24 protein-coding genes and 1 tRNA gene are annotated in these 26182 nt (G+C 37.5%); 19 read left to right on the top strand and 6 right to left on the bottom strand.

Going from position 1 to position 26182, the window contains the following annotated elements:
- Positions 1-31: 31 nt before the first annotated feature.
- From zwf to IGL93_RS03800, 3 genes are all read right to left on the bottom strand, one after another.
- Positions 32-1555 (bottom strand): glucose-6-phosphate dehydrogenase, encoded by a 1524-nt coding sequence (gene zwf, locus IGL93_RS03790; RefSeq protein ID WP_002366392.1) that lies wholly within the window; start codon positions 1553-1555, stop codon positions 32-34.
- Positions 1555-2223 carry a metal-dependent transcriptional regulator gene (locus tag IGL93_RS03795; protein ID WP_002355907.1) on the bottom strand — a complete coding sequence of 223 codons (669 nt, stop codon included), beginning with the start codon at positions 2221-2223 and terminating at the stop codon, positions 1555-1557. Before IGL93_RS03795 ends, zwf begins: the two co-directional genes overlap by 1 nt.
- Positions 2224-2393: 170 nt before the next feature.
- Positions 2394-2762, bottom strand: a complete 369-nt coding sequence (locus IGL93_RS03800; RefSeq protein ID WP_002355908.1) for a DUF4828 domain-containing protein — start codon at positions 2760-2762, stop codon at positions 2394-2396.
- 198 nt (positions 2763-2960) lie between these two features.
- Here IGL93_RS03800 and sfsA point away from each other — a divergent pair, with 198 nt between their 5' ends.
- The 16 genes from sfsA (at position 2961) to IGL93_RS03880 (ending at position 17688) form a co-directional block, all read left to right on the top strand.
- The gene (gene sfsA / locus IGL93_RS03805; protein ID WP_002378135.1) at positions 2961-3692 is read left to right on the top strand and encodes a DNA/RNA nuclease SfsA; all 732 of its coding nucleotides are present in this window, start codon (positions 2961-2963) and stop codon (positions 3690-3692) included.
- Positions 3693-3797: 105 nt separating this feature from the next.
- Positions 3798-4796, top strand: coding sequence for a Gfo/Idh/MocA family protein (locus IGL93_RS03810; RefSeq protein ID WP_002383416.1), 999 nt, complete (start codon positions 3798-3800; stop codon positions 4794-4796).
- A 26-nt stretch (positions 4797-4822) separates the two neighbouring features.
- Positions 4823-6124: a DEAD/DEAH box helicase gene (locus tag IGL93_RS03815; RefSeq protein ID WP_010713801.1), complete on the top strand. Its 1302-nt coding sequence runs from the start codon at positions 4823-4825 to the stop codon at positions 6122-6124.
- A 44-nt stretch (positions 6125-6168) separates the two neighbouring features.
- Positions 6169-8874, top strand: a complete 2706-nt coding sequence (locus tag IGL93_RS03820) for a sigma 54-interacting transcriptional regulator (RefSeq protein WP_002373633.1) — start codon at positions 6169-6171, stop codon at positions 8872-8874.
- 228 nt (positions 8875-9102) lie between these two features.
- The gene (locus IGL93_RS03825) at positions 9103-9420 is read left to right on the top strand and encodes a PTS sugar transporter subunit IIB (protein ID WP_002355913.1); all 318 of its coding nucleotides are present in this window, start codon (positions 9103-9105) and stop codon (positions 9418-9420) included.
- A 141-nt stretch (positions 9421-9561) separates the two neighbouring features.
- Positions 9562-11025 (top strand): PTS sugar transporter subunit IIC, encoded by a 1464-nt coding sequence (locus IGL93_RS03830; RefSeq protein ID WP_002364646.1) that lies wholly within the window; start codon positions 9562-9564, stop codon positions 11023-11025.
- Between the two features lie 43 nt (positions 11026-11068).
- The gene (locus IGL93_RS03835; protein WP_010713799.1) at positions 11069-11287 is read left to right on the top strand and encodes a hypothetical protein; all 219 of its coding nucleotides are present in this window, start codon (positions 11069-11071) and stop codon (positions 11285-11287) included.
- A gap of 13 nt (positions 11288-11300) precedes the next feature.
- Complete coding sequence (locus IGL93_RS03840) at positions 11301-11501, top strand: DUF3188 domain-containing protein (RefSeq protein ID WP_002355916.1); 201 nt, start codon at positions 11301-11303, stop codon at positions 11499-11501.
- Positions 11501-11911 (top strand): DUF3284 domain-containing protein, encoded by a 411-nt coding sequence (locus IGL93_RS03845; RefSeq protein ID WP_002355917.1) that lies wholly within the window; start codon positions 11501-11503, stop codon positions 11909-11911. Before IGL93_RS03840 ends, IGL93_RS03845 begins: the two co-directional genes overlap by 1 nt.
- Before the next feature lie 275 nt (positions 11912-12186).
- Positions 12187-12513, top strand: coding sequence for a PTS sugar transporter subunit IIB (locus IGL93_RS03850; RefSeq protein WP_002355918.1), 327 nt, complete (start codon positions 12187-12189; stop codon positions 12511-12513).
- 22 nt (positions 12514-12535) lie between these two features.
- The gene (locus IGL93_RS03855; protein ID WP_002355919.1) at positions 12536-12856 is read left to right on the top strand and encodes a PTS lactose/cellobiose transporter subunit IIA; all 321 of its coding nucleotides are present in this window, start codon (positions 12536-12538) and stop codon (positions 12854-12856) included.
- Positions 12857-12921: 65 nt separating this feature from the next.
- A complete protein-coding gene (locus IGL93_RS03860; RefSeq protein ID WP_002355920.1) occupies positions 12922-14199 on the top strand; it encodes a PTS sugar transporter subunit IIC in 1278 nt (425 codons plus the stop codon).
- Between the two features lie 83 nt (positions 14200-14282).
- Positions 14283-15677, top strand: a complete 1395-nt coding sequence (locus tag IGL93_RS03865) for a glycoside hydrolase family 1 protein (RefSeq protein WP_010713798.1) — start codon at positions 14283-14285, stop codon at positions 15675-15677.
- 57 nt (positions 15678-15734) lie between these two features.
- Positions 15735-16928, top strand: coding sequence for a GNAT family N-acetyltransferase (locus tag IGL93_RS03870; RefSeq protein ID WP_010775683.1), 1194 nt, complete (start codon positions 15735-15737; stop codon positions 16926-16928).
- Between the two features lie 320 nt (positions 16929-17248).
- Positions 17249-17322: transfer RNA gene (locus IGL93_RS03875), tRNA-Arg, on the top strand.
- Between the two features lie 33 nt (positions 17323-17355).
- Positions 17356-17688: a putative quinol monooxygenase gene (locus IGL93_RS03880; RefSeq protein ID WP_002358903.1), complete on the top strand. Its 333-nt coding sequence runs from the start codon at positions 17356-17358 to the stop codon at positions 17686-17688.
- A gap of 113 nt (positions 17689-17801) precedes the next feature.
- On the opposite strand, the gene ppdK is transcribed toward IGL93_RS03880, so the two are convergent.
- Positions 17802-20447, bottom strand: coding sequence for a pyruvate, phosphate dikinase (gene ppdK, locus IGL93_RS03885; RefSeq protein ID WP_010775684.1), 2646 nt, complete (start codon positions 20445-20447; stop codon positions 17802-17804).
- Positions 20448-20616: 169 nt separating this feature from the next.
- Between ppdK and IGL93_RS03890 the strand changes: the two genes are divergently transcribed.
- Both IGL93_RS03890 and IGL93_RS03895 read left to right on the top strand, forming a co-directional pair.
- Positions 20617-21246, top strand: coding sequence for a helix-turn-helix transcriptional regulator (locus tag IGL93_RS03890; protein WP_002373646.1), 630 nt, complete (start codon positions 20617-20619; stop codon positions 21244-21246).
- A gap of 12 nt (positions 21247-21258) precedes the next feature.
- Positions 21259-22071, top strand: a complete 813-nt coding sequence (locus tag IGL93_RS03895; protein WP_002366402.1) for a pyruvate, water dikinase regulatory protein — start codon at positions 21259-21261, stop codon at positions 22069-22071.
- Positions 22072-22141: 70 nt separating this feature from the next.
- On the opposite strand, the gene mprF is transcribed toward IGL93_RS03895, so the two are convergent.
- On the bottom strand, positions 22142-24673 hold the full coding sequence (mprF, locus tag IGL93_RS03900; RefSeq protein ID WP_002358907.1) for a bifunctional lysylphosphatidylglycerol flippase/synthetase MprF: 2532 nt from the start codon (positions 24671-24673) through the stop codon (positions 22142-22144).
- The gene (locus IGL93_RS03905; RefSeq protein ID WP_002361424.1) at positions 24670-25404 is read right to left on the bottom strand and encodes an alpha/beta fold hydrolase; all 735 of its coding nucleotides are present in this window, start codon (positions 25402-25404) and stop codon (positions 24670-24672) included. The genes mprF and IGL93_RS03905 overlap by 4 nt, the downstream gene beginning before the upstream one ends.
- A gap of 176 nt (positions 25405-25580) precedes the next feature.
- On the opposite strand from IGL93_RS03905, the gene IGL93_RS03910 reads away from it, so the two are divergent.
- Complete coding sequence (locus tag IGL93_RS03910) at positions 25581-26165, top strand: AAA family ATPase (protein WP_002364651.1); 585 nt, start codon at positions 25581-25583, stop codon at positions 26163-26165.
- Positions 26166-26182: the final 17 nt, after the last annotated feature.

Below are 26182 nucleotides of genomic sequence, written 5' to 3' on the forward strand. Positions count from 1 at the left end.
GTCGTTAACTAGCGGATCTTTTTTGGCTTATTTATTGATCAAGTTGACCGCGGTCACGGTACCAGTTATCTGGTTGCCATTCCCAAGTAAAGCCATCTTTTTCTAATAAGTCGAAGGCAGCTTGCGGGCCCATTGTGCCAGCGGCATAATTAGGGAAAGAAACGTCTGTTTTATCCCAAGCATGTCGAATAATGTCAACAATGCGCCAAGATTGGGCAACTTCGTCCCAATGAGAGAAGTTTGTACTATCGCCATTTAGGCAGTCTAATAGAAGTTTTTCGTATGCTTCTGGACTATTTTCAGTCATTTCAGCACTTTGACGGAAATCAAGTTTCACTGGAGTTGTATTGAACCCTTGACCGATTTCTTTTCCATTTAAGGTTAATGAAAATCCTTCAGTTGGTTGGATATAGATAGTTAAAACATTCGGTGGTAAATCGGTTTTATCGCATTCTTCACACGTATCATCTTTGAAGACATTAATAGGTACTTGTTTAAAGACGATGTTAATGCGTGTGCCTTTTTCAGTTAATCGTTTACCTGTGCGAACATAGAAAGGGACGCCAGACCAACGGAAATTATCAATTAAAAATTTACCAGCAACAAAAGTTTCAGTGGATGAAGTTTCTGCCACATTCGGTTCATCACGATAGGCTGCAAATGTTTGATCAGCTAGCTGACCTTCGCCGTATTGGCCACGCACGAAATTTTGAAGGGCTTCTTCTTCAGAATAAAGGCGGATGGCACGTAAAGCTTTTACTTTTTCAGTCCGAATTTCTTTTTCAGAAAAGGCAACAGGAGGCTCCATCGAAAGCAATGCAACGACTTGTAAAATATGATTTTGAACCATATCTTTTAGTGCGCCACTGTGGTCGTAATAGCCGCCACGATCCTCGACACCTAAGCTTTCAGCGAAGGTGATTTGGACATTATCAATGTAACGATTGTTCCATTGTGATTCAAAAATATTATTGGCAAAACGAATGGCTGAAATATTTTGGATCATTTCTTTGCCTAAGTAATGGTCAATTCGGAAAATATCTTGTTCAGGAAATGCAGCACGAATTTCTTCATTTAATTCGTAGGCAGATTCATAATCAGAACCAAATGGCTTTTCGATAATTAGACGATCAAAGCCTTCTTCCGAAATAATATGTTGTGATTTCAAGTGATTAACAATGGTTCCAAAGAATTGAGGGGCCATAGCTAAATAGTAAACATGATTGCCTTCTAAGTGGTATTGTTCATTTAGGCGATCAGATAATTCTTTTAAGGTATTATAATGTTCCGTATCATTCACATTATGTGATTGGTAATAGAAATGACTAGAAAATTCAATTGCCTCTTCGGCCGTAGGATTTAAGTCTTGAATGGTTTCACGAACGATTTCACGATAGTATTCGTCTGTCCATTCCCGACGTGCGGTACCAATCACCGCAAAACGCTCAGCTAATAATCCTTTTTTATATAAGCGGAACAGGGAAGGATACAATTTGCGTTTGGCAAGATCACCTGTCCCCCCGAAAATAGTAAATAATGCTACTTTTTCATTCATTAGTTTTCCTCACTTTCTCTAATCAACGGCTCAACAAAAATTGTGTTTGCTGCTTTAAAGCTGACGGATAGCTCTTTGTTTTCATTATAAATGGTGATCGGTCCTTCATATGCAGCAATTTCTTTAATCGTATATTCTTCTTGAATATTTAAATCAATGGAAACTAAATAATCCAGTAATTCTTTTTCGTCTAAGACACGTGCAATCCGAACTTTTGTGCCAACAGGGTAGTCTGTTAACGTTTGGCGTTTCTCCTCATGAATGGGTTGATTATCTTCGGGAATAACACCACCGTGTGGACAAAATTCTGGATGATTTAAATAATCCGCTAAACGGTTCACAAGCGTCTGTGAAGTAACATGTTCTAAAACTTCTGCCTCTTCGTGCACATCATTCCAAGTGTAATTTAAGTGCTCTACTAAAAAGACTTCCCAGATTCGGTGTTTGCGAATTAACGTACTCGCTTTTTTTAAGCCTTTTTCAGTTAATTGTACCCCTTGATAAGGAGAATGCTCAACCAAATCTTCTTTTACTAACTTTGAAATCATCTCACTAACCGAAGCTGCCGAAACATCGAGTCCAGAAACAATTTGTTTATTATTCACTTTAACTTCGTCGCCACCTAATTCAAAAATTAATTTTAAATAGTCTTCGCGATTTGGTGTCATAGGGGCTCATCCTTTCAAAAAAACATCATCCTAAGTTTATCAGAAAAAGGCGCATTTGACTATTTAATAATATTCAAGTTGTAAGAAAACTTTCTGAATGCTTTTGCAAGGGATGTAAAAAATAAATCACCCACCGCACATACTTCGTTTTATGTGTCGTGGGTGATTTATTAATTGTAAATGGCCCGTTCTAGTGTGTAGGTTTCATCGTCGGCTTCATCGTAAAGCGTCGCAGGGACACCATTTTCACATTGAATGATTAAATGGTAACCTAACTTATCTAAGATAACTAAGCGTTTAGGGGTTAATTCAACAAGCAAGGCATGCGTTTGTTTGCCATCAATGAAAACATTGAAAGATGAGGTGATTTCTAAGGTGTGTTGCGTGGCTTTCTTCACGTCCACAAACCACCAATGCCCAGTATAGTTGTGTTGAAGCTCCTGTGGGGAAGGGAGCTGTTTATTTTTTTTCCAGAGGATAGAGCCTGCTAATCCAGTAAGTAAAGATGCACCAACCAAGAAAGTCCAATGTTTTTTCAAAGAAATTCCTCCTAACCTTCATTTTCATTTATTCGTCTTCGTTACCTTTATTATATAGAACTTGTCTAAAATATTCGACTAAATCGCTGAGAATTGACAAATATTTAATGATTGACACAAGATAGTAAAATTGTTGGTTTTGGTCTATACTTTTCCTTGTTTTTTTATGGTATAGTGTGTAAGAAAGGAAGTCTGTGTATGAAGTACCCGAATGTCCAGCTTGCTTATTTTATCGAACGACCCAATCGGTTTATTGCACACTGTCGTTTAATGGAAACGAATGAAGAAGTAATCACACATGTCAAAAATACTGGCAGAGGGAAAGAAGTTTTTTTACCAGGTGCTGTTGTGGCGCTTAGTTATCAACCATCGCCTAAAAGAAAAACAGATTACGATTTGATTGCAGTAAAAAAAGGTTCTTTTTGGATTAATATTGATAGCCAAGTACCGAATACATTAGTCAATGAAGCGTTAAAAAATGGTCAAATTGTGCTTCCTGGTTTAGTTGGTACGATCCAAACTGTTAAACGTGAGCAACGATTTGCACATTCAAAATTTGATTTTCTAGTGGAAACGGATGCAGACGAACAAGCTTTTGTCGAAGTGAAAGGCATGACTTTAGAAAATAAAGGCATCGGTGCTTTTCCTGACGCGCCAACACTTCGTGGCTTGAAGCATGTCACTGAACTAATGGCTGCAACTAAAGCGGGTTACCGCTGTTACGTTTTGTTTGTGGTCCAATTTGAAGAAATTAAGCAAGCAACGATTCACCAAGAGATGCAACCTGCCTTTGCTGAAAATCTGGGTGCTGCAATTGATCAAGGTGTGCAAGTCCTTGCTTACAATTGCCACGTAACACCAGCAACGATTGAACTTAAGTCACAGGTAACCTTTGATTTATTACAGGCATTTGATGATCCTAATAAATAACTTGAAGAACTCCTAGCGCTTTAAGTCAGGGTAATTACGTGACTTTTGTACGAGAGATTACTATTATAAAGAGAGTAAATAAACAAAAAATGGAGGTTTTTGATTATGATACATTTAGGCGTAATTGGTACCAATTGGATTAGTCATCAATTTGTTGCAGCAGCTTTAGAAACGGGTGCGTACGATTTAACGGCTGTTTATTCTCGGAAACTAGCAACGGCACAAGAATTTGGTTCTCGCTATGGGGATGTGGAATATGCAATTGATTTAGAGACGTTTTTTGGTATTGCACATATGGATACGGTTTATATTGCCTCACCAAATTCATTACATTTTGAACAAGCGAAACAAGCAATTTTAGCGAAAAAAAATGTAATTGTTGAAAAACCAGCTTTTTCAACACCTGATGAGATGGCAGAAATTATTGAATTAGCGAATAAAAATCGTGTGTATTTCTTTGAAGCGGCCCGTAATATTCATGAGCAAAGTTTCCAAAAAATTGCTGAATTATTGCCATTAAAAAACCAAATTTTAGGTGCGAATTTTACGTATATGAAATATTCTTCTCGCTATGATCAAGTATTAGAAGGCAAAGAGCCAAATATTTTTTCTCCTCATTTTTCTGGGGGAGCCTTAGCAGATTTAGGCGTTTATTTAGTTTATGCAGCCTTGGGCTGGTTTGGCGTACCAAAGGAAAGCCATTATTTTGCTAGTAAAATTGCAACAGGTGTCGATGGCTTAGGAACAATTATTTTACGTTATGATCAGTTTGACGTGACGTTAAACACTGGGAAAATTAGTGATTCTTTTGCCCCATCCGAAATTTACTTTGAAAACGGGACCTTGATTTTAGATAGTGTCAATGCTATTTCTTCGGCTGAGTACCATGATCGCGCACATGAAGAACGTGATGTCTTAGATATTCAAGTAGCCGATAATCCAATGATTGAAGAAGCCCGTGATTTTGCAGCAGTTTTAAATAACCCAACAGATAAGTATTGGGGCACCAAGTATGAAGAATGGGTTGAGCTTGCTCGAAATGTCAATAAAGTAGTCACTGATTTACGTCATAGTGCCGGCATTATTTTTGATGCTGATAAATAAGAATTAAGCGATAGGAAAGGAACAATATGAGATTTTTAGAACAACTTCCAGAGGCTTGGCAAGAACAGTGGCAAGTTTCTGGCTTTAACGAACCATCAACAATTCAAGAAAAAAGTTTTACGCCCCTTCGCGAAGGAGAAAATGTTTTAGGAATTTCGCCGACAGGAACTGGAAAAACACTTGCTTACATGCTGCCTTTACTCTTAACTGTTGAAAAAGGACAGGGAAATCAATTGTTGATTATTGCTCCATCTCAAGAATTAGCTATGCAAATTGCTGAAGTTGCTCGGACTTGGGCTAAGCCACTTCAATTAACGGTTCAAACGTTAATCGGCGGGGCAAATGTTTCACGCCAGATTGACAAGTTAAAAAAACGTCCTGAAGTGTTAATCGGAACACCAGGTCGGATTTTAGAGTTAATGAAGAATAAAAAAGTCAAAGCTCAGTTGTTAAAAACAATTGTAATGGATGAAGTTGATCAACTTTTCCAAGAGGAAGAGCTAAGTTTAACCAAGCAAATTTTGACACACACACCAACCGAATACCAACTTGTTTTTTATTCAGCGACTGCTGATCGTGTCGTGAATCAAGCGCAATCTTTAAGCCAAAAATTACAGGTGATTGATGTGACGGAAGAAGATACTTCAGCAGGTCAAGTCGCCCACTACTTTATTCGGTTAGCACCAAGAAAAAAAGCTGATTACTTACGTCGTTTGGCCCATACAGAAGCATTCAGAAGCATGGTCTTTTTCAATCAAGTTGCTGATTTAGGTGCAGCAGAAGAAAAATTAGTTTATGAGAATGTGCCGGCTATTGGTCTGGCTTCAGATCAAAGTAAACAGTTGCGTAAATTGGCGATCGATCAATTTAAAGCAGAACGAGTGAAGTTGTTATTAACCACGGATATTGCGGCACGGGGCTTAGATTTCACAGGGGTCCCTTACGTCGTAAACGTAGATGTTCCTTTAACCGAAGAGAGCTATATTCATCGTTCTGGTCGCGTTGGCCGGATGGGTGCACAAGGGGCAGTGATTACGTTTATCAACGATGGCACCAAAAGGGATTATCAACGTTTGATGAAACAATTGGCCATTCCTTATCAGGAAATCTTTTTATATGATGGTGCACTTCATGAACAGCCAAAAGCCAAAGATGAACTAGAAAAAAAGAACGTAGTCAAAGATACGTATTCAGAAAAAAAGAGTACGAAAGAAAGAAAACCAGAAACAGTAAATTCTGTTGTCAAAGAACCACAAGAAACACGCAAAAAGAAGAAAAACAAAAAGAAAAACACGAAAAACAAAGGAGCTCGTAAAGCGAAGAAATAACGCTTTACGAGCTTCAAGCAGAACGTTGTATCGAGGAGGATTCCATGAAATCTCGGAAGGAAGAAATCTTAGCGTTACTTCAAAAAAATGAAACTGGCTTAACGGCAGGAGCGGTAGCAGAACAGTTAATGATTGATCGCAGTAATGCCAGCCGTTATTTAAATGAATTATTCAAAGAAAAGAAAATTACTAGAAGTACTGGACGTCCTGTTATCTATTCAGTGCCAACAATCAATGAAGGAGAACAAGTCCATGTAGATGAGTCCACCTCTGTTAGTTTTGACACATTAGTAGGTGCCAATGATTCTTTAAAAGTGAGTATTCAGCAGGCCAAGGCGGCTATTTTATATCCACCAAGAGGTTTGCATACGATTATTTTTGGGAAAACAGGAACAGGGAAATCTCTTTTTGCTGAATGTATGTACCGTTTTGCCATTGATTCAAAAACCTTAGATGAAGATGCCCCTTTTGTCTCTTTTAATTGTGCTGATTATGCACAAAACCCACAATTATTATTTGGTCATATCTTTGGCGTAAAAAAAGGTGCCTATACTGGTGCGAATGAAGATAGTCCAGGCTTAATGGCAAAAGCAGATGGCGGGATTCTCTTTTTAGATGAAATTCATCGCTTACCGCCAGAAGGTCAAGAAATGCTCTTTACGTTTATTGATAAAGGCGTGTACCGTCCATTAGGCGAAAGTGGTCAAACCTATGAAGCCTCTGTTCAAATTATTGGTGCGACAACGGAATCCTCAGAAAACTTTTTAACCACTTTCAATCGGCGGATTCCGATGTCGATTACATTGCCATCTTTAGATGCACGGACGCTAGATGAGCGTTATGCCATCATTTCGTTATTTATTCAGCAAGAGGCAACACGTTTGGGCCAGCAAATTGATATCGAACGCGAAGCAGTTTTGGCGTTCATGTTATACGATGCAGAAGGAAATATTGGTCAGGTGAAGCGGGACTTAAAATTAGTTTGTGCTAAGTCATTTCTTTATTATCGGACGCACAATTTAGAACATTTGGTTATCCGTAAACGGGATTTGTCGTTACCTGTCCAAAAAGGATTATTAAAAATTAAAGAAGTACCTGAGCGCTTGGATCAATTTGTCGATAGTAAAAGTAATTATTTATCTTTCCAGCCAGGTACCAACAAAATTGTTTGGTCGCAAGATCCAGCTAGAGACATGCAAGTTTACAATGAAATCGAAGAAAAAGTCGCTGACTTGTCTGAAGCTGACTTAGAAAATGTTGATTTAGAAGAATTGATTTCTAAAGATATGAATGCGTATTTTAAAAATTATGTCGAAGAATTAACCCAACATTCTTTACATAAGGAGTTATTACCAGAAGCTATTTGGGACTTAACGAATCGTCTTTATGATATCGCAGAAGAGCGTTTGGAACACACGTACAACGAAACAGCACGCTTTGCCTTTGCGCTTCATTTACAAAGTACGATTGAACGTGTCAAAGAAGGTCACGTGATTGTCCATCCTGATTTAAATAATGTCCGTAAAAATATGAAAAAAGAATTTCAAGTAGCCTTAGATTTATCTTCTATTATTGAAGAAGAGAACAACATAGAGATTCCTTTCGATGAAATTGGCTTTATTAGTATGTTTTTATCTATTAATGTCGGTAAAGAAGAAAGAACTCCAGAAAATAATGTTGGTGTGTTCGTCTTAATGCATGGGGATTCTACTGCCTCAAGTATGTTGAAAACCGCCCAAGAACTTTTAGGAACGTCAATCGGAACAGCGATGAATATGCCGTTAACGATGGAAGTTCAAACAATGTATGAACAATTACGAAACCAAGTAATTACGCAAAAAGAATCGTTAAATAATGGGATTTTATTACTGACCGATATGGGTTCATTAAATTCGTTTGGAAATATGTTGTTTGAAGAAACAGGTATCCGAACGAAGGCGATTACAATGACGAGCACAATGATTGTCTTAGAAGCTATTCGAATGGCAAGCGTGGGACGAAGTTTAGAGGACATTTACCAAAATATTCAACTTTCTTTTGAAAGCGTTGTGAGAGAACAATTTCGCTCTAGTCTGCAAAAACGTCAAAACGTAAAAAAAGCAGTAATCGTGACGTGCTTTACAGGAGAAGGGGTCGCCGCAAAACTATACCAACGAATCTTACCCGTTATTGATGAAACAAAAGTAGAACTGATTCAAATGCAATTTATTGAACGAGAAACGTTTAAAAAGCATATCGACAACTTGATGGAAGAATATGAAATTAAGGCCATTGCGGGAACTGTGGATGTTGAATATCAAAATATTCCCTTCTTTTCCGTCTATGATATTTTTGATGATGAAAAATTAAATGTATTGAAACGGATTGCTAGTGATGAAGTGGCAATTGATACAATTGTTCATTCACTAAGTGGCGTCATTACTTCTGTGGACTCCTTACAAAAATTAATTCTCATGTTACAAAAAACAGTTCATCAAATACAAACAGACATGCATATTATTGTTGAACCAGGGGTGGATGCCGGAATCATGATTCATTTGGCTTTTCTGGTAGATGCTTTAATTAAAGGAGAAGAAACAAGAAATTTTCCAAACTTAGCGGAATATGTTAAAACACATCGTTTAGAAATCGATGTCGTACGCACGAATTTTATGTTAATTGAACGGGCGTATCGTGTGACGATTCCAGAAGCGGAAGTTGCGCATGTTACCCAAATGTTTTTAGAAAATGAAATTAAAAGTAAACAATAATAAATAAAAAAACATCAAGAAATGAGAAAACGCTCTCTTTTTTCTTGATGTTTTCTTTTTGTAAGTTACACACAATTTCATGTGTGTAAGCGTTTTCTTTTAGTGTGTGCACGCTTTTTTTGATGGTGAAAGCTGTTATATCAGTATTTTAATGAGGAAAAAACTTGGCACAATTATTGCTATAAATAAAGTGTATAACGTCATAATTTTTAAGGAGATGAAGAAAAAATGGCAAAAAAAACAATTATGTTAGTTTGTTCCGCAGGAATGAGCACGAGTTTATTAGTAACAAAAATGCAAAAAGCAGCAGAAGATCGTGGCATGGAAGCAGACATCTTTGCAGTATCGGCTTCTGAAGCAGATACAAACTTGGAAAATAAAGAGGTGAATGTTTTACTTTTAGGTCCACAAGTTCGTTTCATGAAAGGGCAATTTGAACAAAAATTACAACCAAAAGGGATTCCTTTAGATGTAATTAACATGGCAGATTATGGCATGATGAATGGCGAAAAAGTTTTAGATCAAGCAATCTCATTAATGGGATAAGGAATTAAAACGTTTAGGAAAAGTGAATAGCAAATAAGGATAGTGCATGTTACCAAAGGTTTTGTTTTGTACGCTCGATTCATTCGTTTAATGAGGCTACTGCCTTTTTAATAAATATAAATGGATACAGGAGGAATAAAAATGAACGGATTAATGGCATGGATGGAAAAATATATCTTACCAACTGCCGCAAAAATTGGTGCACAGAAACATCTGGTGGCACTAAGGGATGCTTTTATTGGTACATTACCTGCGACAATGGCTGGATCAGTCGCCGTAATGATTAACGCAATTATTCGAGATCTTCCCCAAGAGTTTGTCTCAACTTATGCGGCAAGTTTGGAAGCAGACAAAGGTATTTTTGCAGTATTGAATGTCATCATTGGGATTAATGGTTTTGTTTGGAATGGTACATTGGCTATCGCTGGTTTGATTTTCGCTTTTTCTTGGGGCTATAACTTAGCGAAAGCATACAATGTGAATGAGCTAGCTGGTGGGATTGTCAGTTTAGCTACCTTAATTTCAGGTGTTGCTTTTGCACCGAATAACACAGCTGAATTAGCTGTAAAAGTGCCAGAAAAGATTGCCAACGCAATTAATGGGGCAGAAATTGGTGCGTCAATTGCTAATAATCAATTGACTGTCAATCCATGGGGTTGGTTAAATCTCAACCATCTAAATGGTAACGCTTTCTTTACGGTGATGATTATGGGCGCTTTATCAACCATTATTTTTTGTAAATTAATGCAAGCGGATTTAACAATAAAAATGCCTGATTCTGTTCCGCCAGCAGTTTCAAAAGCGTTTGCGGCAATTTTACCAGCAACAATCGCGTTGTATGTCGTAGCGATTATTAACTTTACGGTGTCAAAACTTTCAGGCGGTCAATTATTAATTGACTTAATTCAAAAATATATCGCGGAACCGTTCCTTGGGTTATCACAAGGACTAGGAGCTGTGTTAATCGTAACAGTTTTTGTTCAAATTTTCTGGTTCTTTGGTATTCATGGGCCAAACGTTTTGGCACCAGTTCTTGAAGGAATTTGGGGACAAGCACAATTAATCAATATTGATATTTTCCAAAAAGGTTATGAAGGAAAAACAGGAACAGCTGCGGTTTTAGCCGCTATTGACGACGGTAAAGCCTACATGTGGGTCCGTGGTTCGTTTGATGCTTTTGCTTGGTTTGGTGGTTCAGGCGGTACAATCGTCCTAATTATTGCAATCTTGTTATTCTCCAAACGAGCAGATTATTTAACAGTCGGTAAATTATCATTAGGACCTGGGATCTTTAATATCAATGAACCGATTATGTTTGGTTTACCAGTTGTTCTGAATCCAATTATGTTTATTCCATTTGTAATTGCGCCATTAGTTGCTACTACAATTGGCTGGGTTGCAACGTATCTTGGGCTAGTCGCCCCAGTTTCTCAACAAGTCGCATGGGTGACACCGCCGTTGCTATTATCTTTCTTAGCGACAGGTGCCGACTGGCGCGCACCAATCGTAGCGTTGGTATGTATGGTAGTCACTTTCTTGATTTGGACACCGTTTGTTATCGCTGCTAACAAAATGGATCCTGCATTAGGCGAAAGTGAGCAATAGGCAATAAAAACAGCAATTACTTGTATAGAAAGGAGCGAGCGGCATGATTTCGATTGCAAGTGCAATGAAGCAAGAGGAAATTATTACTTTACTAGAGGCATATCAAGGGGAAAATGAAACATTTGCTTTTAAAGAAAAGAATGGTATTAAGTTATTTTTTGAAGTTGAAGGAGACCCTGAAACTGCTGCACAAGTTGCAAAACAGCTGATTAAGGAACAACCTTGGGGTGGCGTTTTATACTTCCAAGCAACGGTAGTCTAAAAAGATAGGATGGATGAAAATGATTAGAAATGGATTATTTTTATGTAGTATTGGCTTCTTGATTGTTTTGTATTCGTTGAATCCCAGCTCCTTAAACTATGATTTATTAAGTCTGACAACGGGGATTTTTTTCATTGGACTTGGTGGTTACCTGTTTTTTAAAGGAAAAAAAGTTGCTGAAGAAGAGGCGACAAAGGATGAGGTGAAACGGTAATGGAAATTACGAAAACATTAACTATTTCAGCAGATGAATTTTACACGCAATTAATGAATTCTGTTATTTTTGATATCCGTAAGCAAACAGGCAAAACTCTTACAAGAAAGCAGTTGCGTAAGTTTGAATATATCAAAGAATATAGTAAAAATAGTCGCGCGAAAATAGTTATTGAAGAAGCTGTAGAAAATAAGACCTATCAATTTCGAACATCCACAACTAAAAATGATTTCTCGGTGCGGTATGAGCTCCAGCCAATTGATGAAAAAAGCTGTGAACTGCGTTATACAGAAACAATGGTTTCTTATGGGGCGTTACAAAAACTGAATGATGCAGTATTAGGTATCTTTTTAAGTTATTTTAAAAAGAAACAGTTTTATAAAATGCTTAAAATGATGGAAACTGCTTAAAGGGAAAAAGCGGCTTTTGTCCAGTTGATTCTCTTCAGCTTTAGAAAGTGAGCGATGAGTCGTTTCGACTTATCGCTCACTTTTTTTTGTTGCCCTATTATTTTGGAAACGCACACAAAAAAGCTGTGTGTAATCGTTTTATTTTTAGTGTGTACACGCTTTCTATGTTGAAAAACGTTGTCATATCAAGGTTTTCAATGTGTTAAAACTTGGCACGCTTCTTGCTTATATAAAGGTGTAAAGCAAAACAAAGAGAATTTAGGAGATGAAGGAAAATGGCAAAAAAAACAATTATGTTAGTTTGTTCCGCAGGAATGAGCACAAGTTTATTAGTAACAAAAATGCAAAAAGCAGCAGAAGATCGTGGCATGGAAGCAGACATCTTTGCAGTATCGGCTTCTGAAGCAGATACAAACTTGGAAAATAAAGAGGTAAATGTTTTATTATTAGGCCCACAAGTTCGTTTCATGAAAGGGCAATTTGAACAAAAATTACAACCAAAAGGAATTCCTTTAGATGTCATTAACATGGCAGACTATGGCATGATGAATGGCGAAAAAGTTTTAGATCAAGCAATTTCATTAATGGGATCATCAAACTAGAGCAGAAAATGGGGTAGAGGTAATGGACGGACAACAGAACTTAGAAGCAATCATGGGTTTAATCATGTATGGCGGAAATGCTAAAAGCGATGCAATGGAAGCGATTGCCGCAGCAAAATCGGGGGATTTTGAATTAGCAGACAAAAAAATTGCAGATGCAGAAGAATCACTTGTACATGCACATCATTCGCAAACAGGAATGTTAACAGAAGAAGCAAAAGGCAATAACATGCAAGTAACATTGTTAACAGTGCACAGTCAAGATCATTTAATGACTGCGATTGCATTTACAGATTTAGCAAAAGAAATTATCGATCTTTATCGCCGTATTGATAACGAGTAATCTCGTTGTCAATGCGTCTTATAAGAAAAACGCGCTTGAGAAAGCGTTAATTAGGAGGAATAACAATGGACGGATTTGTTCAATGGATGGAGAAACACTTTATGCCGAAAGCGTCAGTAATCGCAGCGCAACGGCACTTGGTAGCAATTCGTGACGCGTTTGTCGTAACGATGCCATTAATGATTTTAGGGGCTTTGGCGGTATTAATTAATAATATTCCAATTCCAGGATATGAGGACTTTTTAAACAAAATTTTCCCAATGATGTATAACGATGCACCAATTTGGAAAAGCTTTGGTGGCAACATTTGGAACGGTACATTCGCAATCTTTGCCGTTTTAGTAGCCTTTTTAGTAGCACACAATTTAGTTAAATCTTATGGAAAAGACGGCATTGCAGCCGGTACAGTTTCTGTAGCTTCATTCTTCGCAGTTGGCGGCTTAGAAGGCATGGGCGCAACTGGATTATTTATTGCTTTGATTATTGCACTTATTTCAGGAGAACTATTCCAACGTTTATCTGGCAATCCTAAATTAGTTATCAAAATGCCTGATGGTGTACCACCAGCAGTAGCAAAATCATTTGCGGCATTATTACCAGCAATGATTACAATCAGTTTATTTAGTTTAATTACATCAATTCTATTTGCTTTAGGAATTGACAATATCGTTATTTCATTCTATGAAGCAGTTCAACAACCATTTATGGGACTTGCAAACAGCTACCCATCAGCATTATTGTTAGCTTTCATTACACCATTCTTGTGGTTCTTTGGTTTACATGGTGCCAACATGGTTGACCCATTAATGCAAACAATCAACGTACCAGCGATTGATGCGAACATTAAAGCTTTAGAAGCAGGTAAAGCAATTCCTTATATTGTAAACAAACCTTTCTTTGATTCATTTGTAAACTTAGGTGGAACAGGAGCAACATTAGGTCTGTTAATTGCTATCTTTATCGTAGGTCGTCGTAACAAACCATACAAAGTCATTACAAACTTAAGTTTAGCACCAGGACTATTTAATATTAATGAACCAGTCATGTTCGGTTTACCAATTGTTTTAAACCCAATTATGTTTATCCCATTCATTTTAGTCCCAATGGTTCTTGTAACTGTTGCGTATGTGGCGACAGCAACTGGTTTAGTACCAGCTGCAACCTTTATGCCACCTTGGGTAACACCACCAATTATTGGCGGATTTTTAGCAACGAAGAGTATCGCCGGCGGAGTTTTAGCAGCTGTTAACTTATTGATTTCTATTTTGATCTACATGCCTTTCGTAAAAGTAGCAACAGATCAATACTTGAAACAAGAAGCAGCCGCAGAAGCAGCTGAGTAAAAAATCGAAGGATTGAATCGTCCGGACTCTTACGGAGGGTTCAATCCTTTTTTTAATGATTAAATCGTAAAGGAGCAAACAACATGAAATATCAATTTCCAGAAAATTTTTGGTGGGGTTCTGCAGCCAGCGGTCCTCAAACAGAAGGCGTTTTTGAAGGTGATGGTAAAGGTCAAAATATTTGGGATTTTTGGTATCAAGAAGCGCCAGAAAAATTTTTTCAACAAGTCGGTCCAGATAAGACCTCACAATTTTATAAAAAATACCAAGAAGATATTCAGTTAATGAAAGAAACGGGACATAACTCTTTTCGAACATCCATTCAATGGAGCCGTTTAATTCCAGATCCTACAACAGGGAAAGTCAATCAAACAGCAGTTGATTTTTATAATCAAGTGATTGATGATTTATTAGAACACGGGATTGAGCCCTTTATGAACTTGTATCATTTTGATATGCCGATGGTACTTCAAGAAAAAGGCGGTTGGGAAAGCCGTGAAGTGGTTGATTTGTATGTTGACTTTGCCAAAACCTGTTTTGAATTGTTTGGCGATCGCGTGAAAAAATGGTTTACGCACAATGAACCAATTGTACCAGTTGAAGGTGGTTATCTCTATGGCTGGCATTATCCTGATAAAGTGAATCTAAAAGAAGGGATTCAAGTACTCTATCATGAAGCTTTAGCTAGTGCCAAAGCGATTGCCGTCTATCACTCTATGAACTTATCAGGTGAAATTGGCATTATTTTAAACTTAACGCCGACTTATCCTCGTGATGAGCACAACGAAGCCGATGTAAATGCGGCTAAATTTGTCGATGGTTTCTTTAACCGTTCGTTTTTAGACCCGGCTGTTAAAGGTCATTTTCCAGAAGATATGGTTGCTTGGGCGAAAGTAAATGACTTATTGCCAGAAACAACGCCAGAAGATTTAGCAATAATTGCTGAAAATACTGTGGACTTATTAGGAGTAAACTACTATCAACCACGTCGTGCCAAAGCAAAAGAAACACCTGTTGAAACACGACCAGAAGGCTTACTTCCAGAAGATTTTTATGATGTTTACGATATGCCTGGCAAAAAAATGAATCCTTACCGTGGCTGGGAAATCTACGAAAAAGGTATTTATGATACATTAATGAATTTAAAAGAAAATTATGGCAACATTCGCTGCTACATTTCAGAAAATGGCATGGGCGTAGAAGGAGAAGAACGCTTTGTCAATGAACAAGGAGTCATTGAAGATGATTATCGGATTGAATTCGTGCAGGATCACTTGAAATGGGTGCATCAAGCGATTCAAGAAGGTAGTAATGTTCAAGGATATCATATGTGGACGTGTATGGATAACTGGTCTTGGCTTAATGCCTATAAAAATCGTTATGGCTTCATCGCTGTGGATTTAGATGATGATGCGAAACGGACCATTAAGAAAAGCGGTCGTTGGTTCAAAGAAATGACAGCAAATAACGGCTTTTAGAAAGAGAACCGTTTCTGTGATAAAATGAATTGATACAATGTGCGAGGAGGAAAGAAAATGACAACTAAAAGAGTCAAAAAAATGGGCAAAGAAGAAATGAAAGAGATGTTTGATCTTGTCATCTATGCTTTTAATCAGGAACCCACGGCGGAACGCCAAGAACGTTTTGAAAAATTGTTGTCACATACGCAAAGCTATGGCTTCCTAATTGATGAGCAATTAACAAGTCAAGTGATGGCGACACCTTTTCAAGTGAATTTCCATGGTGTCCGCTATCCCATGGCTGGAATTGGCTATGTGGCTTCTTATCCAGAATATCGTGGTGAAGGCGGCATCTCTGCTATTATGAAAGAAATGTTGGCTGATTTAGCGAAACAAAAGGTTGCCCTTTCTTACTTAGCACCGTTTTCATATCCATTTTATCGTCAATATGGCTATGAACAAACATTTGAACAAGCAGAGTATACAATTAAAACGGAAGATTGGCCACGTGTTAAACGAGTTCCAGGTACCATTAAACGAGTTTCTTGGGCTGACGGTAAAGAGGTCATTAAAGACGTATACCTTGAAAATCAAAGAGCGCACTCTGGTGGTGTGATCCGTGAAACTTGGTGGCTGGATTATACGCTGAATCGTGCCAGTAAACCAAATAATCAAGCGATTTATTATTCGTCAGAAGGGAAAGCGGAAGGTTATGTGATTTATCGGATAGCTGCTGGCACCTTTGAAATCGTAGAATGGAACTATTTAACTAATACAGCTTTTAAAGCTTTAGCTGGGTTTATTGGCTCACATAGTGGTTCCGTTCAATCGTTCCATTGGATTAATGGTTTTGCTGGAAAAGATTTAAATGATTTAATGCCAACGCCAGCAGCTTCTGTAAAAATTTTACCTTACATGATGGCACGAATCGTTGAGTTACAAACATTTCTGGAAAAGTATCCATTTCAATCAGGAGAAAAAGAAACGTATTCTTTAGAGATTGAAGATTCCTATGGGCCATGGAATGAAGGCATTTGGACAATCACAATTGACGAACAAGGAAAAGCGACAGTGACTAAAGGTGCTGTGGAAAAAGAAGGGACTGCTGCTTTGAAAGCAGATATCCAAACGTGGACGCAACTATTCTTGGGCTATCGTTCAGCAGAGACGTTATCTTTTTATGAACGCTTGCAAGGAGACGCAACGACAGCTCAACGTTTAGGCCAACGTTTAGTCAAAGGCATGCCAATTTTAGAAGATTATTTTTAAAAGTGTGTTTATTCGCAAAAAATGACAGAACCTACTATAATAAAAATGTAAAAAGAATTATTTTAGAAAGGTGATGGGGACAATGGCGAAAACGAAACAAGAAAAAGTTGCACGCAATAATAAAATTGGGCAATATATAGCTATTGCGACAGGACTTTATTATTTAGGAAAAATGATTCTTGATCGGCGGCAAAAAAAATAATAGATAAACGAACGACGTGTTTCACTAAAAGAAAGTATCTCGCATAATTGTTTATGCGAGATACTTTCTTTTTGTCTATTGACAGATGTAGTGAAGACTTCTAAAATTAAAACAGATTGTTCTCGTAGCTCAGTAGGATAGAGCAACCGCCTCCTAAGCGGTAGGTCGCTGGTTCAATTCCAGTCGGGAACGTAAAAAGGCAAGTAAATTTAAGGGGGAAGACAGATGGCGATTACTATAAATATTTATTATAGTGGGACAAATGGACGTGCAAGAGAATTTGCCAAAGAAATGATTGCCAGCGGAATTGTAGAGGCGATTCGTGCAGAAAAAGGGAATAGTCGCTATGAATACTTTTTTCCAATGGACGATGAAGAAACAGTTCTGCTGATTGATAGTTGGACAGATCAGGAAGCATTAGACAAACACCACGCTTCTCCAATGATGACCCGTATTACGGAACTTAGAGAAAAATATGATTTGCATATGAAAGTAGAAAGATATGTATCAGATGTAACAGACCCCTTGACAAAAGATGCCGCGTTTATAAGAAAATAACCAGAGTACAATCATTGATCTTAAAATTTAGTGCTAGGAACATCAGCCGTTTCGACTGATGTTCCTAGCACTTTTTATCTTGTAAGGATGAATCATTTGTTACACACGTTAAATTAAAGAAGGACCATTTGTTCTTCAGTCACAGCCGGTTCGGTTAAAATTTTGGCTTGGGCAGCTGCGAGTTTCGCAATAGGTACCCGATAAGGTGAGCAAGAGATGTAGTTTAGGCCAAGTGTTTGGAAAAACGTGATGGATTGCGGATCACCTCCGACTTCTCCACATACGCCGATACTCATGTTTGGTTTAGTACGACGCGCTTTCTCTACAGCTAATTGAATCAGTTGACCAACACCTGTTTGATCTAGTGATTGAAACGGATCTTGGGTAATGATTTTCTTTTCCCGATACGTATTAATGAATTTACCGATATCATCACGAGAAAAACCATAGGTCATTTGTGTTAAATCATTTGTTCCAAAGCTGAAAAAGTCTGCTTCTTCTGCTAACTGATCCGCAATCAGACAAGCTCTAGGTAGTTCAATCATTGTCCCGATTTCGTAAGGGAAAGGAGTCATTTTATGTTCTTCAAAGAGACCGTCAATCGTTTCTTTTAAAATGCGTTTGAGATAGAGAAGTTCTTCTTTTTCGGCGATTAGAGGAATCATCACTTCTGGATAAACAGTAATTCCTTCTTTGACTAATCGAATGGCACTAGTAAATAAGGCTGTAACTTGCATTTTGTATATTTGTGGTTGGGTCACACCTAAGCGACAACCACGATGGCCCAACATTGGATTGGTTTCTTGTAACCGTTCAATTTGTTTGGCGATGGTCACTGGGAACCGTTGTAGTTGCTTCGCCAATAATTGAATATCATTCTTTTCATGAGGTAAAAACTCATGCATCGGCGGATCTAACAAGCGGACCACCATGGGCTTGTCTTGAACTACTTTCAGCATTTGATAAAAGTCTTCCTGTTGAAAATGAAGAAGTTGCTCCAACGCATAGGTTGCTTCCTTTTCAGACTCTGCTAAAATCAGGCGACGCATTTCCAAGACACGCTCTTCACCGAAAAACATATGCTCTGTTCGCGCTAAACCAATCCCCGCTGCGCCAAAACGGATAGCAGTCTCTAAATCTTGTGTAGTTTCTGCATTGGCACGAACAGTTAAATCAGCATATGCATCTGCCCAAGACAAGAGCTCTTGAAGGTCATCGTTATTATCAGCAGAAATTGTAGGAATTTCGCCAAGATAAATTTCCCCCGTTGAGCCATCGACGGAAATGATTGTTCCTTCTAAGATGACCTGTGGCCCGCAGTGTAGTTGTTTGGCTTCTTCATTGACGGTTAAACTTTCACAACCAGTCACACAGCAAGTTCCCATTCCTCGTGCGACCACAGCGGCATGAGAAGTCATTCCGCCACGACTGGTCACAATTGCTTCGCTTACAACCATGCCTTCAATATCTTCTGGTGAAGTTTCTTGACGAACAAGAATGACTTTCTTTCCTAGATTGGTCAGTTCTTTGGCTTTTTCTGCTGTAAAAACAATTTGGCCACTTGCTGCACCAGGACTAGCAGGAAGACCCATAGCTAAGCGTTCCATGTGTTGTCGTTTCTCTTGATCAAACACGGGATGAATTAATTGATCAATCGTATCAGGTGTCACACGCAACAGTGCTTCTTGTTTAGTAATGCGATTTTCTTTGGCTAAGTCTAAAGCAATTTTAACCGTAGCTGCGGCGGTTCGTTTCCCGTTTCTTGTTTGTAAAATATATAATTTTTCATTTTCAATGGTAAATTCAATATCTTGCATGTCACGATAATGATATTCTAAAAGTTCTGCGTAATGGCGAAAATCTTGATAAACTTTTGGCATAGTCAAACGTAAACGACGAATGGGTTCTGGCGTCCGAATACCAGCCACTACATCTTCTCCTTGCGCGTTCAAAAGAAACTCTCCAAACAGTTGATTTTCCCCTGTGACCGGATTTCTAGTAAAGACAACGCCAGTGCCACTGTCTAGTCCACGATTGCCGAAAACCATTTCTTGAATGTTGACAGCTGTACCTAAGTCATGTGCAATATGATGTAAGTTTCGATAAACCACCGCACGTTGATTATTCCATGAATCAAAAACAGCTTTGATTGCTTCAAAAAGTTGTGCGACAGGGTCTTGCGGGAAGACCACCTGATGTTGTTCAAAAACTTCTTGGTAGCGGACAATCAAGGCGAAATGATCTGCTTCTTGAAAAGCGATAATTTTTTTGTTTAGCTCTTGTTCCAAGCGCTCTTTTTGTTGGTCAAATAATTCTTTGGGAATGTGATAGACGACGTCTCCAAACATTTGAATAAGTCGGCGATAACAGTCAAAAGCAAAACCAGGAGAGGTTAAGGTCGCAAATTTTTTCACACGTTGATCATTTAAACCCAAATTTAAAATAGTATCCATCATACCAGGCATCGAGAAGGCAGCACCGCTGCGAACGGAAACTAAGAGAATCTCATTGTCCGAGGTAAAAGATTTGCCTGTTTCAGTTTCTAGGTTTTTAACCGCTTTCAAAATTTCTGATTGTAAGTGTTCTTCAAAGAAAGTAGCATCTGCCAAATAGTCCATACAGCAACGGGTTGTAATCGTGAATCCTTGCGGAATCGGCAAACCTAAGCGTGTCATTTCTGCCAAGTTTGCCCCTTTACCACCAAGAGTCTCTTTACCTTCATTGTGTGTTTCGTTAAAAGAATAAATAAACTTTTTCATGCGTGACCTCCGTTTAATATGTGTCTTATATGTTCAATAAACATCATAATAGACGGAAATAAGTTTGTCAATAGAAAAAGTTTCTTGTCAATATGTTGAAAAAACAATAAATATGTGTATAATTGTAAGCGAATGCACAATTTGTTTAAGAGGGATTGAGGAGGAAATGATGAAATTAAGTAAACGACAAGAGCAAATTATCGCTGTTGTAAAAGAGCATCAGCCAGTTAGTGGTGAACGCATTTCGGACATACTAACCGTTTCACGTGCGACATTGCGTTCTGATTTGTCTTTTTTAACACTTTCAGGAATTTTAAAAGCAAGTCCGAAAGTTGGTTATACTTACGAAAGTGATAATATGGAGGCTTTTTTCTTTTTTGATGTTTTTCAAACAAAAGTTCAGGAGATCATGAGTCCACCATTGATGGTTGCCCAAGACACCTCAATTCGAGATGCGATTACCAACTTATTTATGTATGATGTCGGTTCTCTTTATGTCATGGATGAAGCAAAAGAATTATTAGGGGTTTTGTCACGAAAAGATTTATTACGGGCCTCTTTAAATACAAATATTGATGGCACACCTGTTGCTGTTTGTATGACAAGAGTGCCACATGTGAAAACCTGCACACCAGAATTTACTATTCTTGAAGCTGCTGACACTTTGCAAAAATACGAAGTGGATTCTTTGCCAGTCGTTGAAAAAGAAAATCCTAAAAAAGTTATTGGAAAAATTACGAAAACGAAAATTTTAACCTATATTACGCAACAAGCGAAAGAAGCCGCACAAAACAGATAAGGGAGCTTAATTATGAAAAAAGAAATCATTGTTTATACTATTTCCGATTCACTTGGAGAAACATCACAAAAATTGTTAGCTGCAGCAAGCGCACAATATCCAGATATTTCTTTTCTTAATCGATACAATTTTTCTTTTGTCACAACAGAAGAAGAATTATTGGAGATTTTAAAAGATGCCTTAAAAGATAAAGCCTTAGTTGTCAGTACATTAGTCAGTAAACAACTAATCACAGCGGCGAAAGAATTTAGTGAACGAACAGGGTTGTTATATTTAGATTTAATGGCGCCATTTTTTGAATTAATTCAAGCGAAAGCCGGAGTAGATCCTATTGAAGAGCCTGGACGACGCCACCAACTAGATCGTGCCTATTTTGATAAAATCTCAGCGATTGAATTTGCTGTAAAATATGATGATGGCAAAAATCCTCAAGGGTTTCTTGATTCTGATATATTGTTGTTAGGCGTTTCGCGGACCTCAAAGACGCCAGTCAGTATGTATTTAGCAAATCAAGGCTACCGCGTTTCTAACTTACCATTAATTCCAGAAGTTCCATTGCCGCCAATTTTGGAAGAAATGGATCCACAAAAAATGATTGGTTTAGTTTGTTCGCCAGAAATATTAGGACAGATTCGTAGCAGTCGGTTGGCTTCCTTAGGTTTAGGTAATGAGACCAGTTATACCAATGTTGAACGGATTGAACAAGAATTAGCCTATGCCGAAGAAATTTTTGCGAAGTATGGTATCCCAGTGATTGATGTAACCGCAAAATCTGTCGAAGAAACAGCCTTTTTAATTAAAGAAAAACTAGATGAAAGAAATTAAAAAGCTTGGCAACCTCACTAAATTTCAGTGAAGTTGCCAAGCTTTTTATACTTAATTGGGCTTCTTTTTGTTAGTCAATATTTTTTTGATCGACAATGAGTAAAGCAATCATCACGTAGACAATCCAGCTACTTTTAGAATAAAGTGTATAGCGGGGTTGCCATTTGCTAGCAAATTTTTCCTTGTATTCGCGTAATCCTTGGAAGGAGTAGATTTCTGAACCAAATTCATAAATTAACGCAGCAATCCGTTCTTGAATAAAACTTTTTCTTGATTGACCAACGTTGGCTAACGGAGCCATCCCTAAATTGAAATAATGAATATTTTCTGTTTTCATATATTCAAATAAATGAATAAATAGGAAATCCATACTTCCAGAAGGGGCTTTTTCTTTATGGTGACGCATCAAGTCGATGGTACCAACTTCATTTGTGTAACTAGGAATGATATTAGCGAAAGAGACCATTTCTCCTTCAGCATTTCGGACAACAGCAATTGGGTTTCTTTGAAGATACGCTTCATCGAAAAATCCCAGTGAAAAGCCTTTTTCTTTTCGATTGTCTAACCAACTATCTGAAATAGCTTTTAATTCGTGCATTTGTTCGGCACTAAAAGGAGGTTGGAGTACGTCAAATGAATAGCCGGCTTTGGTAATTTTATTAAACACTGCTCGGGTGCCTTTGAATTTTTTCCCAGACATCGTAAATGTTTCTAGATTAACTAAGGCTTCTTCGCCCATTTTGATAAATTCGTAGCCATATTCGTGTAGTAACATCACGCTGTCCTCATTGGTTTCGTAAAAGACGGGGACATAGCCGAAACGATCTGTTTCTTTAAGGAATGCATCAATCGCCGCAGGAAAATCTTCTTTGTTCCCCGAAGGATTGCCCATCACAACACATTTATTATTAATGGTGTTGAATTGTAAAAAGACAGTCGGTTCTTCTTTGGGATATAAGAAAACCTGTTTATCATGAAGAAAGACAAGTTCACTGTCAATATTCCCGCCATAAGTTGTTAAGATATTATGCAAGATACTATCTTCTGGAAACTCACCCACTTGGTGTTTTTTCCCTTGGAGGTAGCGAACAAATAGAAAGTTAAAACTCATAACTAAGAGGATAGCGATAAATCCTGACAACCAGATCCGTTCGGAAGGGAACAAGAAAAATTCCACAAAATGATGACGATGGTGTGGGAAGTTCGGTAAATTATAAACGCCAATTACCAGGTATAACAAAGTCAACAAGCCAAAGATAAACCCATCAATCGTCATCCACTCCCAAGAGTAAACCAGTTGTTCACGGTACAATTCTGATTTTGAAAAAATAACGATAAATAATAAAATAGCTAAATAGAAAATGGAAAACATACTAAAGTCAACAACAAATGAATACAAGATAGCACCAATTAATAAAATAATCGTTGGATAATAGGCTCTTTTAACACGATCAGCAATCCCACGTCCCATAATTAATAATGCAAAGCCTAAAACAATACTCGGAATTTGAATAATAATATGTGAACGGAAGGGGTTAATATCTCTTAACCAATGCACTTGAGTGAAGGCTTCTGGAATAGTGGCTAGGAGCACCATCATAATTCCTGAAAAATAAAGTAAAACCACTTCTAATTTGTGGGCAATTTCCAAAGTAATTTGTTTCAGTAATTGTCGATAATGAGTATCCAATTTTTGGCTTAAGTGTTTTGTAAAGAACAAACAGCCAATTAAGAAAGGAATAATATAATAGAATAAACGATAGAGCAATAACCACAAAACAATAATTTCACGATCGACACCTAAGTTGCTCAGTCCTAAAATCATCATGACATCAAAACTACCTAAAGCCCCTGGAATCATCGAAGCAATCCCAATAATCGAAGCTGCTACATATAAAGGAACAATATCAATTAAAGGAATCGGTACATCTAATAAGTAACCAATACTGATAAAGGTAATTAAAACACCTGTCCATTCTAAAAACGAAGAAACAACTAAAGATAAGCGATTTTTTGCATCGAGGTTACCAAAGGAACTATTTTTTTGGAAATGTAAAATAAGATAAAGTAATGGGAAATAAAGACCGCCACCTAATAACCAAATCCAATATTGCTGTAAATAAGCCATCTTTGGATCAAACTGAACAAGGAAAAAGCAAAGAATACTATAAATAGATAGACCGGATAACACAAAAAGTAAAATATGGGTTAACGCAGGTAAAATTTTCTTTTCCTCTGTTTTATTTCCATAAAATTCAGAACGAAGTCCCATGCTGACCAAACCACCGAATCCACCAATATTATTGATTGTATTGACAATCCAGCTAGATTCAAGGAGTTCCCGTTTTGAGACTTTCAAGTTTAAAATGCGATTTAATGTTAAGTCATAATTTAGCATCGGAGTAACGGAAACTAAACCGATAACCATCATCAATAACAATTTCCATAGCGGAATCTCATCAAAAATCTGTTTTAACTGTTCAAATGAGATCGTTTTACCAATTGATAAAAGTTGGGCAACAACAATAATTGAGACCGCAATAACAAACAGTGTTTTTAGTAATCCTGTATGCGTTTTGATCCAATGAATAATTTGTTTCATTTAGACACCTTCATTTCCTTTAAGAATTTTTCGATTGTTTTATTAAAAATATCTGGTGAGTTTTTGGCAAATAAATGACCCTGTTTATTTACCAAGACCAATTTGCCATCAGGAATGGCATCAGCAATCGCCCGTGAATGGGAAAGCGCAATTAAATCTCGACTGCCAGTAATAACAAGAGTAGGACAGGGGATGTGTTCTAAATCTTGTTTTGTCAGTCCAGTATCTTCAAATAACAGAGCCACGATAGGGAGCCGTGCGCGCAATTTTTTTGAAAAAAAGGCGCCAATACGACAAAACCAATATTGAAAATAAGTGGCAATCGTTACATATTTTTTCAGACCAGACATGGTGACATTTCCAGAATTTAAGACGAGTTTGTTGACGAAATCAGGATATAAATGGGTAAAAACCATGGCAATATTTGCTCCGTCACTAAAGCCCAATAAATTAATTTTTGTTAAGTGTTCTTGTTGAATAATACCAGCTAAATCTTCTGCCAAAAGCGGAAAAGTTAATTGACTTTGTGTATTGGTGGAACGTCCATGTCCGCGGGTATCCACCGCAATAACTTGATACTCCTTGGAGAAATAAGAAATTTGATAATTAAAAAAAGTATGATCATTGCCATTACCATGAAGTAACACAAGGGGGTAATTTGTTTCTTTGCCAAAAATTTGATAAAAAATTTGACTGCCATCTATTGTTTGAAAATATTTTTCTATTGCCATTCTCCGTCACCTATCTCATCTATAATCAATCGAGTCCTCTCTCATTATAGAGTCTTTTGTCTTTTTTTTGTAATAAAAAACAGAAAATTTTCCGAACAGTTTTGTAAGGTGTTGTAATATAGTGTGATATAGTAGAAGATAGCCACCTAAAAATTAGACTAGAGGAGGGAAAGTTGATGTCTTTAATCGTTTTAATTGGTGCCCAAGCTGTCGGGAAAATGACCGTTGGCAAGGCTTTAGAAAAGCAGTTAGATGCTAAATTACTATTTAATCATCAAACCATTGACTTATTTGCAAACTATCTTGGGTATACGGAACGTGCGTTTCAATTGTCTGATTCCGTTAGAAAGGAACTTTTTCATGCCTTTGTAGAAAATCCAGCCACAAATACAACAAAAAACATTATTTTTACAGTGGTGATTGCTTTTGATCAAGAACAGGATTTTCAATTTTTAGAAGAAATATCAGAAATTTTTCTTAGTAAACATGAGTCCGTTTATTTCGTCGAACTCGTCTCTTCAACAGAAATCCGCCTAGAACGGAATGTTCATCCAGAGCGGCTAGAGGCAAAACCTTCAAAACGCGATGTCGACTTTTCTCGAAAAGAATTACTCAATACCTTCAAAGAACATCGGTTAGTAAGCCACGAAGGCGAACTAGAAAGTACATTTCCAAATGTAAAAATAACGAAAATAAATAATTCAAACATGACACCAGAAGAAGTAGCAACGAAGATAATTGCTACTTTTGGTTTGACATAATGTGAAAGGAACATCGG

The sequence above is a fragment of the Enterococcus sp. DIV1328a genome, from assembly GCF_050536905.1.
Classification (GTDB): Bacteria; Bacillota; Bacilli; order Lactobacillales; family Enterococcaceae; genus Enterococcus; species Enterococcus faecalis.